Source organism: Methylomicrobium album BG8 (assembly GCF_000214275.2).
GTDB lineage: Bacteria > Pseudomonadota > Gammaproteobacteria > Methylococcales > Methylomonadaceae > Methylomicrobium > Methylomicrobium agile.
This window is the reverse complement of record NZ_CM001475.1, coordinates 2755862-2772992: the sequence shown is the minus strand read 5'-3', so window position 1 is coordinate 2772992 and position 17131 is coordinate 2755862. Positions and strand designations below refer to the sequence as shown.

Genomic DNA, 17131 nt, shown 5'->3' with positions numbered 1-17131 from the left:
AGATTGACTTTTATAATCATTGGCTAATCAATCGGTTAGAAATGTGGCTCTTTCAAATTTCGTGACTTAATGTTAAAAATCACGAAATGGCAATTTGTATCATATTGATTTTAAATGATTAAAATTTAAGCGCGATTGCCCTGGGTATTCGATATAGGTAAATCAGGGGGCCGTCGAAAGCACTTGAAATTAACAAAATAGCAAATATGATTATTATTCAATAAGTTATCAAAAAACTGATTGGCGATGTTGAAATCGATTTTTCGGCTGTAAGCCAGTAATACCAAGGGTTACGGAGGGGGGCGGGACAAACCGTTCTTTTGGTTAATTAACCCCAACTACACCTACACGCCGGCCGGCTCGGTAAAAACAGTCAGCCTGAGCGCGAACGGCCGCACCGATACGGTGGCGTATCAACGCGACAGCCGCGGCAAGATTCTGCAGACGCTCGCCAGCCAAACCGGGCAGGCGGCGCAGCGTTGGGAACAAGGTTTCGATGAGCGGGGCCGTTTGATCTCGGAACGCGACGGCTCCGGCAGTTGGTCTTCCGTGTCGGTCTATAATGACAACAACCTCGAAACCCGCACCTGTTTGAGCCTGGAAATCTGCGACTTGACCGGCTATACGGCCCTGGATCAAATCAACGAAAAAACGCGGGCGCCGATGGCGGACGACCATTCGCTCGCCCTTTCCATTCCGTTGTTCGATCTCTGGTACGACCCGGCCGGCCGGGTCAACCGGGTGGTCGATCCGAACGGCGTCGAAACCCGCTTGAGCCACACCGAGCTGGACCGCCACGACCGCGAGGACTCGGCCGACTTCGGCCTCCGCCAGGCCGACTTCGATCTGGCCGGCAATGAAACCTACCGCGAGGACCCGGACGGCTACGCCAGCGATAAAACCTACGACCCGCTGGATCGGCTGCAACGCGCCGCGTACAGCGATAACGGCGTGCTGGCACAGACCTGGGACGTGCCGACGTTGGCCGGCGAACCGGCCGCCTCTGCGCTTGGCCGCCTGACCGGACGCAGCCGGCTGAATGCCGCCGCCGAAGGGAACCTCACCGTCAACGAGGCGTTCCGTTATAATGCCCGCGGCGACGTGACCGGCTACCGACAATCCTTGAGCGGCCGCCCGGATTTGACCTTCACCACTGCCTACACCGCCGGCGCCGACGCCGCCGGCAAGCCGACGCGGATCGACTATCCGGGCGGCTTGACAATAACTTACCGCTACGGCACCGACGGCCGCGCCACCGAGGTCCTCGCCACGCTCGGCGCGACGACCTTGACGCTGGCCACCGACATCCGCTGGCAGCCGTTGATCCATCGCTTGTCTCGACTGACTTTCGGCAACGGCCTGACCTATACCCGCGAACGCGATGCCGGCGGCCGGCTGTCTGCTGTCACGTTAACGCAGGGCGCCTCGGCCTTGTACCGCTTCCCGGTCGGCTACGATGCCCGCAACCGCGTCACCGTCTACGGCCCTACCACTTTCGCCTACGACGACCTCGACCATTTGGCCGAACACCGCGACACGACACGCACCCTGCTGCGCCACGACGCCAACGGCAACCTGGAGCAAGTTCAACAGTTGAACGCGAGCGGTGTGCCGCTTGCCAACAATCATTTGGTCTACATCGGCAACCGCCTGATCCAGGAAACGCAAATGCCCGCCCCGGCCGAAGGCGGCCTGGACGGCTCCAACGGCCCGTACCGCTACGACCTATCCGGCTACGTGACCGGCCACGGCAATGCCGTGCAATTCGGCTACGACGCGGCGCGTAACCTGACCCGCTACACGCGCAATGGCCTGACCACCCGCTACGTCTACGACGGCCACCGCCGCCGTGCGCTCAAGCTCGCCAGCGGCAGCGAGACGCGCTATGTCTACGACGGCCAGGATCACCTCCTCTACGAACTGGCCGCCAACGGCAGCCGCTGCAACTACGTCTGGCTCGGCGACATCCCGCTGGCGGTGATCGACCAGAACGCCGCCGGCGCGCTGACCGCCGCCTATGCGATCGAAACCGACTTCGCCAATACCCCGCGCTACCTACGCTCCGCCTTGCCGAACGTCAACCTGAGCCAACCGGTCTGGGCCTGGCCGCTGGCCCCCTATGGCAACACCCCGGCACAGCCAGATCCAGACCATGACGGCAGCCCGGTCGTCTTCAATCTGCGCTACCCCGGCCAATATTACGATGCCGAGTCGGGCTTGCATTACAACCATACCCGCTATTTCTCGCCCCGCACCGGCCGCTATCTGCAACCGGACTTGATCAAACTGGAGGGCGGGGTCAATGTGTACACCTATGCCAACGGTAATCCGGTACACTTTACCGATCCGACCGGGACTGTTGCGGAAGCGGGGTTCTTTTCATTTTTTGAGTCGTTCAGCTTCAGTTCGATGTTTAGTTCAATGACTGGATTTTTTGAAGGATTCGCCAGTGGGTCAACAGGAATAATAGGCGGTATGCTTTATCCGTCGTCACTTGGAAATAGTGATTTGCCATCGAACATGCTCAGAAGCAATAGCAATGTTTTGACTAAAAATATTGCCGATGCGCGTCAGGAGGTTAAGCAAAAAGGAGAAAGCGCCCATCATATTGTGGCGGCGGGCGATTTTCGTGCAGAGGGATCACGCCAGATTTTAGAAAATGCGGGGATGGACATCAATGATGCTAATAACGGCCTTCTTATGCATACGATGTATCACGAACGTATACATACTAATGAATATTATAGGGCGGTAGATGAATCTCTTAGGGGTGCATCCACTTATAATGAGGTCGCTTCGCGATTATCCAATATAAGAGCAGAAATTCAGGCTGGAACTTTTCCTTTTTAATAATTAAGCATTGAAAATTATGAAATTATTTAAAATAAGATGTGATAACAAATATCGAGTACCGCTCCTGGATAATCGGGAAGAGAACAATCGTTACCTGGTAGGCAAAGAGTGGCATTCGTTGCGTGAAGGCTGGCATCCCTTGCCTTTTAGTTTTTATGCCGATCCCAAGGATATTAAGAAAGGCTGGAATAAGCAGCCGGATATTTGTATATATCATGAAGGCTTATTCATTCGAGTGGATTTGATTAGTGTCATTTTTCCAGAAAAGCCGGTTGAATTGGAGCTTTTACCGATATTAATTGATGGAGAACATTGGATGTTACTTAATTGCCTGAAAACCACCAAGGATTATGACCCCGAACAATCCAAGTTTTATCGCAGCGGCGAGAATCAACAAATTTATATGATTAAACACCTTGTGTTATATGACAGCTCGGTAGAGCCTATCGGATTGTTCACTCTCGAAGATTCTAATAGAGCTGGCATATTCGTCACAGAATCCTTTGTCGAACGGATTAATAAGCTCGGTTTGAAAGGGGTAGAATTTAATGAGATTGGCGTTCTTGAGCCTCGTCAATGCGATAAGGGTCGTACGTCCGATTAAGGCCATAGGGCCGTAGGTCCGATTAGTGAAACGTAAGGCGGAACCGGCTTTGCCGGGTTCCGCCACTCGGAACGACCACGATGCCGAACGAGCCCTGCAACTTTGATGCGATGCTCCAAACTTTATTTTATCTGTCGGCCTAGGGTTGGCGGATCGCCTGCCGGCATATCAAGCGACCCGGCATTCCAAGCTCATTCGGCGGAACCCGGCAAAACCGGTTCCGCCTTTAATAAAATGGAGACTTGACATGTCTATAACAGGTCGGGCAACCGCTTTAGCGTTGCCCGATGTCCATATGGTGATCCTACTTCGGAATATTGCGAGGGTCTGAAACCCTGTCACCTTTCAAGGTCTTGGAAATGTCGGGCACAAAAAGCGCGTGCCCGACCTACACGACTGTTAAATTTCACGTTATCAGAAATGGTGAAACATGGCTTGAAAATAACCTTGAAAAATACGATGAGGCAGTTTTATTTTCAGATTCAACATATGATGTATAACTAATAAACCCGTAACCCGTAACCCGTAACCCGTAACCCGTAACCCGTAACCCGTAACCCGTAACCCGTAACCCGTAACCCGTAAGGCGGAACCGGCTTTGCCGGGTTCCGCCATTCGGAACGACCACGATGCCGAACGAGCCCTGTAGCCCGCGTAGGTCCGAATAGCGGAGCGTATTCGGACGCACGTGGCTAATGTCGCCTGACCGTTACCACGGCGGGCGGCAAACCCGGTAAGGCGGATTCGCCGATAGGCAATCCGCCATGGCTTTGAAGCATGTTGTGGCGTTTTGCTATCGCGAAAACGCCCTACGGGCTTTATCATTGCCCGACATCCATGTGCCGATCATGCTTCGGACTATGGTGCGGGTCTGAAACCCTGTCACCTTTCAAAGCCTTGGAAATGTTGGGCACAAAAAGCGCGTGCCCGACCTACTGTCAAGCCAATCCGGATAATATTTTCTGCCAGAGGGTCAAACGGATCAAACAATCGGCGCGGTTGATTTCGAACATCACGTCGTTATAGGCAATATCGCGAAGCGACTCGATTTCAGGTGCGTCGCCCATTTGCGCTTCATGGATCGCAATCACCAGCGCATCCATGTCGAGCGCCGGCGCTTTGGCCATGAGCGTCTGGTAGCGGCGATGATCGTTTTCGTTGGCGGCGGCTTTGTCTGCCGGGCGAATGGCGATGAGCGCGGCGCCGGCAACGGCCAATAAGGCGCCGCCCGCTAACGATATCCAGTGCGGCAGGCTGTTCGACAAGGTGGCGAGCGTTGCGCTGCCGCCGAGAATGGCTAAAAAAGTGCCCAGGCTTTGGATGTGTCGATAAAACCGGGCCGTTCTTTGGGTTAAACGAATGGCATACCGGATTTCGGCAATCAATTGATCTTTAGATTTTTCCATACGCTCCTCACTTTGGCGGGGGTACCGGATTCGGCGGCGGAATGGGCCGAGGCGGAACATGGGATTTGGCGATTTGCAATTTTGACATTCGCATAGGCTATTCTCTCCTATGAGGGTTTTTTTCACAATCCGATCTTACCAAGCGCACAGGATGCGGTAAACAACGTGCACCCCATCGTTCGCGATGGGTGCGGCTCGTAAACTCGCCACACCTTACGCCTGCTTGCGGCCGGACAGTTGCCGTCGGCAATTTCTTTTCGTCTGCCGACTTTTTTGGCTACTGCCGGGAACCGGTCCGTTTTAGTAAAAGGCAGGCGTCCGGTAGTGCGACGTCGAATTGCCGGGGAGGCAAAGGCAGTCAGTCTTACTTCATTTTTTCCAGGTCGTTATTTTTTAGCAAGGCATCGGCCAATTGCCGGCCGAATTCCTGCAAGGTTTCGCTTAGTGCCTTGACCGCTTCGGTGTGGCCGGAGCCTGCCTGGGGGCGGGCGATTCTGGCTTGGCCATGTTTGACGAGACGTAGCGTTTTGTCGTCCATGAGCGACCAGTTTGCCGCCAGCTCGGCGGTCTGTGCGGCGGTCGATTCGAAGCGGACGATGTCGATGACGATATGGGCATCCATCTCGCCGTAGGCGCTCCACGGATAGGCCTTCACGATGTCGTTCGGCAGCAGGGCGGACAGGTTTTGCGCCAGCGTTTCGGTAATCGCTTCCTTCAGGGGCGCGGCCCATTGGTGAAATTCGCTGGATGCGATGCTGTTGTCGCCGGTGCGGGTCACGATCTGTCGGCGTTCGAGCAGCGCGGAGACTGTCACCGGGCCGACGCCGATCAGCCGTTCAGGGGCCTCGGCCTTCGCGGCTTGCGGCGGAGCACTCAGCGGGTTCAACACATAAAAATGTGTTTCCGGCGTCGTTGCGCAGGCAGCCAGCAGGCAGGCGGCGAAGATGTTTAAACGGTATAGGTATCGTAACCTCATCTTATTCATCGTCTTTACCTCGCAGCAACGCTTCGGGATGCTGTTCCAGATAGTCGGTCAGTTGCCTGATCGACGCGGCCGACTGATTCAATTCCAGCAGCAGCATGTCGAATTCGTGGCGCGTCGTCGAACCGGGCTCCAGGAGGCGCAGCAGATGGTCGGCCGATTGCAACGTCTTGTCGGCATTGCGCATCGTTCGCTCCGTACCCGAGAGCATGCCGTTCGCCGCTTTGGCGGTGGCCTGGAGCGATTTCAGCGTGTCGTTCGTTTCGGCGGTCAATTCCTCCAGCGGAAGTTTTGAGATCTTGTCCATAATCGTCTGCGCCGAATTCGTAAACTGGTCGAGCGAGCTGGGAATGGTCGGGAATTCCTGGTAGGGCCCGCGGTGGGCGTGCAGGGTGATTTTGTTGTTCGGATGGAAATCGAGATCGACCAGCAGCTGGCCGGTCAACAGGCTGCCGGTCCGCAGCTGCGCGCGCAGGCCCTTGTTGATCAGGCGGGCGATCATGTCCTCATTGCTGACGTTCGGCTGCTTGTTGATTTCCTTGATCCGTTCGGGTTCCAGGTCTACCGTGACCGGAATCCGGATGTCCGCGGTTTTGGCGTCCAGCTCCAGGCTGATGCTGGTCACCGTGCCGATCGGTATGCCGCGCAGCTGCACCGGCGCGCCCTCGGTCAGGCCGCGCACCGAGCCGTTGAAATACATCACGTACTTGAGCGTGTTGTGGTATTCGATCCGGGTGGACTGCTCGTAGTTGTCGTAGAGGTGGAACATCGCATATTCCGGCTGGATGTCCTCGACCTTGTCTTCCGGCGGCGTCCGGAAGGCGATGCCGCCGCTCAGCATCGAAACCAGCGGGCCGGTCCGGACCTTGAAGCCGTCCGCGCCGGCGGACAGGTCGATGCCGCTGTCCTTCCAGAAGCGGGTGTCTTTGCGGACGAATCGATCGTACGGCGATTTGATGAAGACGACCAGCCGGATCGAGTCGGCGTTGACCGAAAGTTCCTGGCTCAGCACTTCGCCGACCGGAATGCCGTGGAAATTGATCTGGGTGCGCGGGCCCAGCGATCCCAGATTGGCCGTTTCGAGCACGAACTGCCTGCCTTTGGCTTCGGTCTTCAGCACGGGCGCCGTCGGAAGGCCGACGAAGTGATGTTCGTGCGGTCCGTCGCCGGGTTTGACTTCGATATACGCCCCGGAAAGCAGCGTATTCAATCCCGAGATGCCGGCCAGGCCGACCTGAGGGCGTACGGCCCAGAAGCTGGTGTTTTTTTTCAGGTAGTTCTCGGCATCGCGCTGCATCTGCGCGGTGACCTTGATCGTCTTCGAATCGTCGTTGATGCTGATGTCGGTCACCTTGCCGATTTCGACGTCCAGGTAACGGATTTTGGTCTTGTCGACTTCGAGGCCTTCGGCGGTCGGAAAATCGATCGTGATCACCGGGCCTTTCTCGGAAGCCGAGCGGTAGATCAGCCAGCCGCTGACCAGGAAGGCGCAGATCGGCAGCAGCCAGACGAGAGGAAATTCCGGTTTTTTATTCAGCGAGGCGTCGTGGGTTTCGTAGGCGAATTCGTCGTTCATCATGCGTTTGGTGGTCCCAGATCAGGCGGGGATCGAAACTCTTGGCCGCAAAGAGCGTGATCACCACGACCGAGGCGAACGCGGTCGCGGCCGGGCCGGCCAGAACCTGGGCGACGCCGCCGAGATCGACCAGCGAGATTAAAATCGAGATCATGAAAATGTCCAGCATCGACCAGCGGCCGACGAAGGCGATCATCCGGTATATCAGCGTCCAGCGCCGCGCATTGACCTGCCAGCGGTAAAACACGCACAGCCACAACAGCGTCAGGCCGAGCAGTTTCAACAGCGGCACCAGAATGCTGGCGATGAAAACCAGGATGGCGATCGGCAGCATTCCGCCGTCGACCAGGGCCAGGATGCCGCCGAGGATCGTATGCGGTTCGCCGGCGCCGAAGCGGGTCACGGTCATGATCGGAAACAGATTCGCCGGCACGTACAGCGCGTAGCCCGCGAGCAAAAACGCCATCGTGCGCTGCAAGCTGTTCGGGATCCGGGCATGCAGCGGGCTGCCGCAGACCGGGCAGGGACGGGATGCCGCTTCCCGCTTGGCGAGGGCGCCGCAGTCGTGGCAGCGGACCAGCCCTTGCCGCAGCGCGCCGGCCAAGCGCTTCATGCCGGTTTCCCCCCCAGGGCCTCGATGCGCTGCCAGAACAGCGCGCGGTCGAGGTTGGCCGCCAGCGCGACCGTGACCAGCAGCAGGCCGACAAACGCATACAATCCCAGGCCGAAGCGCAGGTCGGCCATCGAAGACAGCTTGACGCAGGCGACGATGATGCCGAGCGTGTAAACCTCAAGCATCGCCCATTCGTCCAGATGCTGCAGCCAGCGCATCCAGTACTTCAGGAATCGGTTCGGGCGGTTCAGGTAGAGATGCAGGCTGATAGCAAGACTCAAGAGGATATTCACGAACGGAAACAGGATGCTGGACAGGAACACCAGCGTGGCGACCGCCCACATGCCTTCACCATACAAAGCCGCGACGCCGGACAGCAGGATGCCGTCTTTCGCGTTGCCCAGGAATTTGATCCCGAGCAGCGGCAGGCCATTGGCCGGGACGAACAGCACGAGACCGGCGAGCGACAGCGCCAGGCTGCGTTCGATGCTGTTCTTTTGCGCACGCTGCAGCAGAAAACCGCAGCGCGGACAATGCGCTTTGTCGCCGGCGACGAGCGCCGCCGGTTTCAGCAGCGCATCGCACTCGGGGCAGGCCTCCAGTTGCAGTCTAGACCGGGCGCGCATGGCCGGGAGGGACGTTTACCACTGCGATTCGCCGGTTTCCGGATCGTACATTTCGTGGAAGATTTTGTGCCGGTTCGCGATCAGTTCGTCGATCGTCGGGGAATTGCTCATCGCACGGGAAATCGCCAGCTTCATCGCTTCATAGTTGGTCCGGTACAGGTCTTTCCGGTCCAGGTCGGGATTGGTCGCGCATTCGGGAGCGATCCAAATCATCGCGATGATGCATAGGTCGTTGACCTGGTCGCGCGGCAGCACGCCGTCGATCACGCTGTCCAGCACCGCATCGGCCACCGCCGACTGCACCGGGCCGCCGAGCAGGTTCACGTAGGCGGAGGACTTGATCGTGACTTTCGGCACCATCAGGGTGGCCGGGCGCACCTGTTGATTGCAGGCGCGGATCGCGAACATCCGGGTATGGCCTTCGGTCTGTCCCATCAGGTTCGCAAACGCATGGCCGGCCGGCCCTTCCACATGGCCGATCAGAATTTCGGGCATCGCGTCGGTGCCTTGGCCTTCGCTGGAAAAAACGGTCGCTTCGCCGGTTCTGAACCAAATTTTATCTGACATAAAAAAATCCGCAGGTCTAGGTGAATTGATAAAGCCGGCATTCTATGACGGATGGGCGAGGGGGGCAACTGTTATCGCCCTGATCAAGTGCCGACAGAACAGCGGAGGATTGGAACGGGTATGGTAAGATGCTTCGTTCATTTTCCGTTCAGTTCTCCGGTTCGATACTTCCGTATCCGCCCTTTTTGCCCGATCATGCCGTACAAATATTTAGCGCCGCTTTTTTCGACCGCTCTGCTCTATCTGGTGTTTTACCTGATCAGCACGTTCAAGTTCGACGTACAGATCAAGGCGGTAGCGATTCCTTACGACTTTCTCCTGCAGCTGGTCGTCGCTTACATGCTGTTCGCCTGGTCGCGGCGTATCTGGATATTTCTGGTCCTGCAGACCCTGCTGGCCGGCGTCCTGTATATCGGCAACGCGGTCAAGATATCGTTTTTCGGCGGACCGATCATGCCGGACGACGTCTATGCGCTGCGCTCGCTGCTTCTGATTCTGGAGGGCTGGCGCTTCTTCGCGGCGGCGATCCCGCTGGCCGCGATCGCCAGCCTGTTCCTGTTCAATTTCACGATGCGGCACTGGAGCGCCTACCTGGCCAGCGTGGTCGCGATTCTGCTCGGGATGACGATCGTTTACCAGCCGGATATGATCGTGGGGCCGCTCGACAAACATTTCGGCAATTCGGTCTGGGATCAGCGCTCGAATTATCTTTGGCACGGCGCGACGATGTACAGCCTGCAGGAAGGCTCGCGTTATTTCCTGATGGCCGACGTGGCGCCCGATGTCGACGATGCGCAAGAGGCGGCCCATAACCTTTTGTCCGCCCAGCCGCCGTCGGACCGTCCCGGCAAAACTTTTACCCCGCGCAACGTGCATCTGGTGCTGCTCGAATCGTTCTGGGACCCGAACGGGCTGAAAAAGGCCCGCTACAAACAGAATCCTCTGGCGCCCGAGTTCCGGAAGCTCTGGAAGAGCGCCGATCAAGCGCATGCGATGGCGCCGGTGTTCGGCGGATACACCGCCAATTCGGAGTTCGAAGTGTTGTGCGGGTTTCCGGTGGTGAAGGACAACGTCAAATTCGAACGCCAGCTGTTGAATCATGTCCCGTGCCTGCCGCGCATTCTGGCGGACAAAGGCTACCGCGCCACCGCGTCGCATCCGAACGTACCGGTGTTCTGGAACCGGGTCAATGCGTACGAAAGGATGGGCTTCCAGACTTACTGGTCGCTCGAGGATTTCGTGCAGGACGATATGAACCGGGAGTTTCTGTCCGACGTTTCGCTGTACCGGCAGGTGCTGGACAAGATCAAGCCTGCTCTCGAAGCCAGGCAGCCGATCTTCGATTACATCGTGACTTATTTCGGCCATTGGAACTATCCGCTCAGCGAAAGCCGGCCGCCCAAAATCTCGTCGCCGTCGCCGGTCGAGGAAGTCACGACCTATGCGAACACCGTGTATTACAAATCGCGCGAATTGATGGGCTTCATCGCCGAGATGCAGAAACGCGACCCGGACGGCATCATCATCCTGTTCGGCGACCATCTGCCGTTTTTGGGCGAAAATTTCGCGGGCTACGTCGACTCCGGCGTATTGGCGCCGAACCGCAGCGAATTTACGCCGGAGATGTTCAAGTTTTATGTCAGTACGCCGATACTGGTCCTGAACGGCCGCCAGGGGCCGGTCAAGGTCGGCAGCCTGCCGCTGTATCAGGTGCCGGCGCTGATCCTGAAATTGTTGAATTACGATGAGCAGTCCATCATGGATTATACGCAGCCGGTTCAAGGGATGCGTATCAGGCCGCTGCCGGGCCTGCATTTCGATCTGCTCGACGACGGCAGGATCGAAGTTTGCAAGGAACCGCCTTATAATGAGGTCTGTCAAAAATCTGCAGAATGGCTGCGCAATGTAAATATCGTCAGCAATGACTTGTTCATCGGCCGGCAGGAGACTCGCCCTCAGTATTCGTCTCCCCTGCTTGTTCAGGATCAGGCTTTCGTCGGCCCGCCCGAGAAACCTAATGCTTCTCATTGAATTTCCGAATCCTGCAGTTCCGGGATTTTTCGCCGCCGGTTCCATCCGGGGCTTTAAGTTCTCGGTTTCCGTTCCGGTTGTCCCTAATAGGCTGTGTTTTAGGCGATAACCGGCATTAAGCGAGAGTGTGATTTTTTCCTTGGACTTCTTCCCGATCGTCCCCGCCGTTGCGTCGAGATTGCTAAAACAGGTTCTATGCGTCCCCGCATTTGATTTATACTATGTGCCCTTTAAAGACGAGGTCTGCCGGCTCCGCTATCTGTTAAGGCGATTTTGCAAATAGGACGGAACCTTGGGGAATCCTCCCCCAAATGCATCAATTTCACTCGCAAAGAATTCGAATACTACTCGCTAGAACAGGAACATAGAATGGCCAACAATTTGATTTCAGAAATTACCGGACAGAACGACATCGATCCGGCCGAAACGCGGGAATGGGTTGAAGCCTTGCAGGCCGTTCTGGAAAAGGACGGCAACGAGCGGGCGCATTTCTTGATCGAGCAGTTGGTCGCGGTGGCGCGCCATTCCGGATTCGACGTGCCTTTTAGCGCCAATACCGCCTATCTGAATACGATTCCGGTTTCGCGGCAGGCCAAATACCCCGGCGACCAGGACATCGAGCAAAAAATCCGCGCCTATGTGCGCTGGAATGCCATGATGATGGTGCTCCGGGCGAACAAACATACCAATGTCGGTGGTCATATCGCGAGTTTTTCGTCGGCGGCGACCTTATATGAGGTCGGTTACAACCATTTCTGGCGCGCCCCGTCCGATCAGCACGACGGCGATCTGATGTTTACCCAGGGCCATTTGGCGCCGGGCGATTATGCGCGCGCGTTTCTGCTTGGCCGCCTGACCGAAGCGCAACTGGACAGTTTTCGCCAGGAAGTCGGCGGCAAAGGACTTTCTTCCTATCCGCATCCGTGGCTGATGCCGGAATTCTGGCAATTTCCGACCGTATCGATGGGCCTCGGCCCGATCATGGCGATCTATCAGGCGCGCTTCATGCGCTACCTGCAGGATCGCGGCCTGGCCGATACGGCGAGCCGCAAGGTCTGGAGTTTCCTGGGCGACGGCGAGACCGACGAACCGGAATCGCTCGGCGCGATCGGCCTGGCCGGGCGCGAAAAACTCGACAACCTGATCTTCGTGGTCAACTGCAACCTGCAGCGGCTGGACGGTCCTGTGCGCGGCAACGGCAAGATCATTCAGGAGCTCGAAAGCGAATTCCGCGGCGCCGGCTGGAACGTGATCAAGGTCGTCTGGGGGCAGCGCTGGGATACGCTGCTGGCGCGCGATGCCGAAGGCCTGCTCGCCAAACGGATGATGGAATGCGTCGACGGCGATTATCAGACTTTTAAGGCGAAGGATGGCGCCTATGTGCGCGAGTATTTCTTCAACACCCCCGAATTGAAGGCGATGGTCGCCGACTGGTCCGACCGCGACATCTGGGAATTGAATCGCGGCGGCCATGATTCGGTCAAGGTGTTTGCGGCGTTCCAGGCGGCGGTCAGCCATCAGGGCCAGCCGACCGTGATTCTGGCGAAGACGATCAAGGGCTACGGCATGGGCGAGTCGGGCCAGGCGCAAAATATCACTCACCAGCAAAAGAAGATGAGCGAGAGCTCATTGAGCAAGTTCCGCGACCGCTACGGCCTGCCGGTCACCGACGAGCAACTGCACGACCTGCCGTACATCAAATTCCCCGAAGGCTCGAAAGAGCTTGAATATATGCAGCAGCGCCGTGCCGAGTTGGGCGGGCATTTGCCGGCCCGAAGGACCAAGTCCTATGCGCTGGACGTGCCGGTACTGAGCGACTTCAAGGCGCTGCTGGAAGCGACCGGCGAAGGCCGCGAGATTTCGACCACGATGGCGTTCGTCAGGCTGCTGAATATTCTGACCAAAGACAAGAACATCGGCAAACGGGTCGTACCGATCGTTCCGGACGAATCCCGGACTTTCGGGATGGAGGGCATGTTCCGGCAGCTGGGTATCTGGTCGCAGGTCGGCCAGCTCTACACGCCGCAGGATGCCGACCAACTGATGTTCTACAAGGAAGACAAGCACGGCCAGGTGTTGCAGGAAGGCATCAACGAAGCGGGCGGCATCTGCGACTGGATCGCGGCGGGCACCTCGTACTCGACGCACAACGTGCCGATGATCCCGTTCTTCATCTATTATTCGATGTTCGGTTTCCAGCGCGTCGGCGACCTGATCTGGGCGGCCGCGGACCAGCGCACTCGCGGCTTCCTGATGGGCGGCACCGCCGGCCGGACCACGCTGAACGGCGAAGGCCTCCAGCACGAAGACGGCCACAGCCATCTGCTCGCCGCGACGGTGCCGAACTGTATCAGCTACGATCCGACCTATGCTTACGAACTGGCGGTAATCATCCAGGACGGCCTGCGCCGGATGTACGTGAATCAGGAAGACATCTTCTACTACATCACCGTGATGAACGAGAATTACGAGCATCCGGCGATGCCGAAAGGGATCGAGCTGGATATCCTGAAGGGGATGTATCTGTTCCGCCAGGGCGCGAAGAAGAAAGGCCCGCGCGTGCAATTGCTCGGTTCCGGGTCGATCTTCCGGGAAGTCGAGGCGGCCGCCGAACTGTTGCGCAGCGACTGGGGCGTCGAGTCCGATCTGTGGAGCTGCCCGAGCTTTACCGAGCTGGCGCGCGACGGCCGCGACGCCGAGCGCTGGAGCCGGCTGCATCCGACCGAACCGGCCCGAGTGCCGCACGTGGCCAATTGCCTGGCGAATCAGCAAGGACCGGTCATCGCGGCCTCCGATTATATCCGCGCTTTTGCCGATCAGATTCGGCCTTATGTCAGTGCGCCGTATACCGTACTGGGCACCGATGGCTTCGGACGTTCGGATACCCGTGAAAAACTGCGCCGATTCTTCGAGGTCGACCGTTATCATGTGACGGTCGCGGCATTGAAAAGCCTGGCCGATAGGGGACAGTTCGATGCAGGCAAGGTTGAAGTCGCGATCGCCAAATACGGCATCGACCCCGAGGTCAAAGCGCCCTGGTTAGTTTAAGCGGAAGGAACAAAATGACGAATTTGGTTGAAATTAGAGTGCCGGACGTCGGCAATGTGACCGATATCGACGTGGTCGAGGTGCTGATCAAGCCGGGCGACGTGGTCGAGCTGGAGCAGACGGTCGCCTCGCTCGAAACCGACAAGGCGGGCATGGATTTGCCGTCCAGCGCAGCGGGCACGGTCAAGGAAGTTTTCATCAAGCGCGGCGACAAGGTATCCCAAGGTACGCTGATTGCAACTGTCGCTGCGGAAGAGGGAAAAGCGGAAGCCAAGCCGAAGGAAGCGAAAGCGCAGCCGGCTCCCGCGCCGGCGGAAGCGCCGAAGGCGGAAAAAGCCCCGGAACCGGTATCGGCCCAGGCCCCGGCGCCTGCCCCCGTGAGAGAAGCTGCCGCTCCCGTAGCCGCAGATGCTCCCGGCGTGATCGCGCATGCCTCTCCGTCGGTGCGTCTGTTCGCGCGCGAACTGGGCGTCGATATCGCCAAAGTCGCCGCCGGTTCGGGCCGCAAAGGCAGGATCCTGAAAGAGGACGTAAAGGCTTATGTGAAGAAAGCGCTGACCGAACAGACGGTCGCGGCCGGCGGCGGCATTCCACTGATTCCGGCGGTCGATTTCTCGGTGTTCGGCGAAACCGAGACGGTCAAACTCAGCAAGATCAAACGCCTGACCGGGCAGAACCTGAGCCGCGTCTGGCTGAATCTGCCGATGGTCACCTACCATGACGAGGCCGATATCACCGAACTGGAAGCGTTCCGCAATCGGATCAATGCCGAAAAGAAGAACGGCGAGGTCAAGATCACCGGCCTGATGTTCATCATCAAGGCTGTGGTGGCGGCGATGCGGCAGTTCCCGAGTTTCAACGCTTCCTTGTCGAGCGACGGCGAAAGCCTGATCCTGAAAAAATATTACAATATCGGCATTGCGGTCGATACGCCGAACGGTTTGGTCGTGCCGGTCTTGCGCGACGCCGATGCCAAAAGCATCAACCAGTTGGCGGCCGAACTCGCCGAAAAAAGCGAAAAGGCGCGCCAAGGCAAGCTGATGCCGGGCGACATGCAGGGCGGCTGCTTCAGTATTTCGAGCCTTGGCGGGATCGGCGGCACCGCCTTTACCCCGATCGTGAACGCGCCCGAGGTCGCGATTCTCGGCGTGACCCGTGCCAAGATGCAGCCGGTCTGGAATGGTAAGGAATTCGAACCGCGGCTGATGCTGCCGCTGGATCTGACTTACGACCACCGCGTGATCGACGGCGCCGAAGGCGCCCGTTTCATGGCCGCGATCAAAACCTATCTGGGCGATCTTCGCCGTCTGTTACTTTAATCCCCGGAGACATCGGATATGAGCGACGCAACGTTACATACGGAAGTTTTGGTGTTGGGCGGCGGTCCCGGCGGTTATACGGCAGCGTTTCGCGCGGCCGATCTAGGCAAACGGGTCACCTTGATCGAACGCTATCCGGTGTTGGGCGGAGTCTGCCTGAACGTCGGCTGCATTCCGTCGAAGGCGCTTTTGCACATGGCGCAGCTGATCCACGAAGCGGAGGAAGTGCAGGATCATGGTTTGAAGTTCGGCAAGCCCGAGATCGACATCGGCAAGATCCGGGCCTGGAAAGAGAGCGTCAGCAAATCGCTGAATACCGGTCTGGCAGGACTGGCCAAACAGCGTAAAGTCACCGTCGTGCAAGGCGCCGGCCGATTTACCGCACCGAATGCGGTCGAGGTGGAAACTCCCGAAGGCGTCAAAACGATCACGTTCGAGCAGGCGATCATCGCGGCGGGTTCGTCTCCGACCCAAATTCCAAGCTTTCCGAATGACGATCGGCGTTTGTGGAATTCGACCGATGCGCTGGAACTGAAACAGATTCCGAAAAAGCTGCTGATCGTCGGCGGAGGGATCATCGGCCTCGAAATGGCGACCGTCTATCATGCGTTCGGCTCCGAAATTCATGTGGTCGAATTGATGGACCAGATCATTCCGGGTTGCGACAAGGATCTGGTGACGCCGCTGCTCAGACGAATCAAGAAGCAATACAAGAATATCTGGCTCGAAACCCGGGTAACCGCGATCGAGCCGCAAAACGACGGCCTGAAGGTGTCGTTCGAAGGCAAGGGCGCGCCTGAATCGGAGTTGTTCGATGCGGTGCTGGTCGCGGTCGGCCGTCGGCCGAACGGCAAGCTGATCGGTGCGGAAGCGGTCGGTATTGCGGTCGACGAGCAAGGTTTCATCCCGGTCGACAAACAGCAGCGGACGAATGTGCCGCATATTTTCGCGATCGGCGACATCGTCGGCAACCCGATGCTGGCCCATAAAGCGACCCACGAAGGGAAGGTGGCGGCCGAAGTCGCGGCCGGCCACAAAGCCGGGTTCGACGCGCTGACGATTCCGTCGGTCGCCTACACCGATCCCGAGATCGCCTGGATGGGGCTGAGCGAGAATCAGGCCAAACAGCAGGGCATCGATTATGACAAAGCGGTATTCCCTTGGGCCGCGAGCGGCCGCTCGCTGAGCCTCGGCCGCAAGGAAGGCGCGACCAAGATCCTTTGCGACAAGGCGACAGGGCGGATTCTCGGCGCGGGCATGGTCGGCCCGAATGCAGGCGAGCTGATTGCGGAAGCGGTATTGGCGCTCGAAATGGGTGCCGATGCGGACGACATCGGTCTGACCATTCATCCGCATCCGACGCTCTCCGAAACTTTCGGATTTGCCGCCGAAATGATCAACGGAACGATTACCGATCTTTACGTCAAAAAAGGTTGATTTCCCCGGCACGAGCCGCATTCCGGCAATGGCCGGGATGCGGCTGTCGAAGCATCCCCCGAGCGCGAT

Annotated in this window: 12 protein-coding genes; 6 read left to right on the top strand and 6 right to left on the bottom strand. The window is 57.9% G+C overall.

Annotation, left to right across the window (positions count from 1 at the left end):
• Positions 1-405: 405 nt before the first annotated feature.
• On the top strand, positions 406-2850 hold the full coding sequence (locus tag METAL_RS11835) for an RHS repeat-associated core domain-containing protein (protein WP_005372621.1): 2445 nt from the start codon (positions 406-408) through the stop codon (positions 2848-2850).
• Positions 2851-2869: 19 nt separating this feature from the next.
• Positions 2870-3457 carry a hypothetical protein gene (locus METAL_RS11830; RefSeq protein WP_005372620.1) on the top strand — a complete coding sequence of 196 codons (588 nt, stop codon included), beginning with the start codon at positions 2870-2872 and terminating at the stop codon, positions 3455-3457.
• 938 nt (positions 3458-4395) lie between these two features.
• On the opposite strand, the gene METAL_RS11825 is transcribed toward METAL_RS11830, so the two are convergent.
• From METAL_RS11825 to fae, 6 genes are all read right to left on the bottom strand, one after another.
• Entirely contained in the window at positions 4396-4863 is a 468-nt protein-coding gene (locus METAL_RS11825; RefSeq protein WP_005372619.1) for a hypothetical protein, read from the bottom strand.
• Positions 4864-5227: 364 nt separating this feature from the next.
• Positions 5228-5839, bottom strand: a complete 612-nt coding sequence (locus METAL_RS11820) for a PqiC family protein (RefSeq protein ID WP_157203501.1) — start codon at positions 5837-5839, stop codon at positions 5228-5230.
• Position 5840: 1 nt separating this feature from the next.
• Positions 5841-7424: a PqiB family protein gene (locus METAL_RS11815; protein ID WP_005372616.1), complete on the bottom strand. Its 1584-nt coding sequence runs from the start codon at positions 7422-7424 to the stop codon at positions 5841-5843.
• The gene (locus tag METAL_RS11810; protein ID WP_005372615.1) at positions 7375-8034 is read right to left on the bottom strand and encodes a paraquat-inducible protein A; all 660 of its coding nucleotides are present in this window, start codon (positions 8032-8034) and stop codon (positions 7375-7377) included. Before METAL_RS11810 ends, METAL_RS11815 begins: the two co-directional genes overlap by 50 nt.
• The gene (locus METAL_RS11805) at positions 8031-8660 is read right to left on the bottom strand and encodes a paraquat-inducible protein A (RefSeq protein WP_005372614.1); all 630 of its coding nucleotides are present in this window, start codon (positions 8658-8660) and stop codon (positions 8031-8033) included. Before METAL_RS11805 ends, METAL_RS11810 begins: the two co-directional genes overlap by 4 nt.
• A gap of 15 nt (positions 8661-8675) precedes the next feature.
• Complete coding sequence (gene fae / locus METAL_RS11800; protein WP_005372613.1) at positions 8676-9227, bottom strand: formaldehyde-activating enzyme; 552 nt, start codon at positions 9225-9227, stop codon at positions 8676-8678.
• A gap of 195 nt (positions 9228-9422) precedes the next feature.
• Here fae and METAL_RS11795 point away from each other — a divergent pair, with 195 nt between their 5' ends.
• The 4 genes from METAL_RS11795 to lpdA all read left to right on the top strand — a co-directional run bounded on the left by METAL_RS11795 (position 9423) and on the right by lpdA (position 17062).
• A complete protein-coding gene (locus METAL_RS11795) occupies positions 9423-11258 on the top strand; it encodes an LTA synthase family protein (RefSeq protein WP_005372611.1) in 1836 nt (611 codons plus the stop codon).
• Positions 11259-11627: 369 nt separating this feature from the next.
• The gene (gene aceE / locus METAL_RS11790) at positions 11628-14306 is read left to right on the top strand and encodes a pyruvate dehydrogenase (acetyl-transferring), homodimeric type (protein WP_005372609.1); all 2679 of its coding nucleotides are present in this window, start codon (positions 11628-11630) and stop codon (positions 14304-14306) included.
• Positions 14307-14320: 14 nt separating this feature from the next.
• The gene (gene aceF, locus METAL_RS11785; RefSeq protein ID WP_005372608.1) at positions 14321-15625 is read left to right on the top strand and encodes a dihydrolipoyllysine-residue acetyltransferase; all 1305 of its coding nucleotides are present in this window, start codon (positions 14321-14323) and stop codon (positions 15623-15625) included.
• A gap of 18 nt (positions 15626-15643) precedes the next feature.
• Positions 15644-17062: a dihydrolipoyl dehydrogenase gene (lpdA, locus tag METAL_RS11780; RefSeq protein ID WP_005372607.1), complete on the top strand. Its 1419-nt coding sequence runs from the start codon at positions 15644-15646 to the stop codon at positions 17060-17062.
• The last annotated feature ends 69 nt before the right edge of the window (positions 17063-17131 follow it).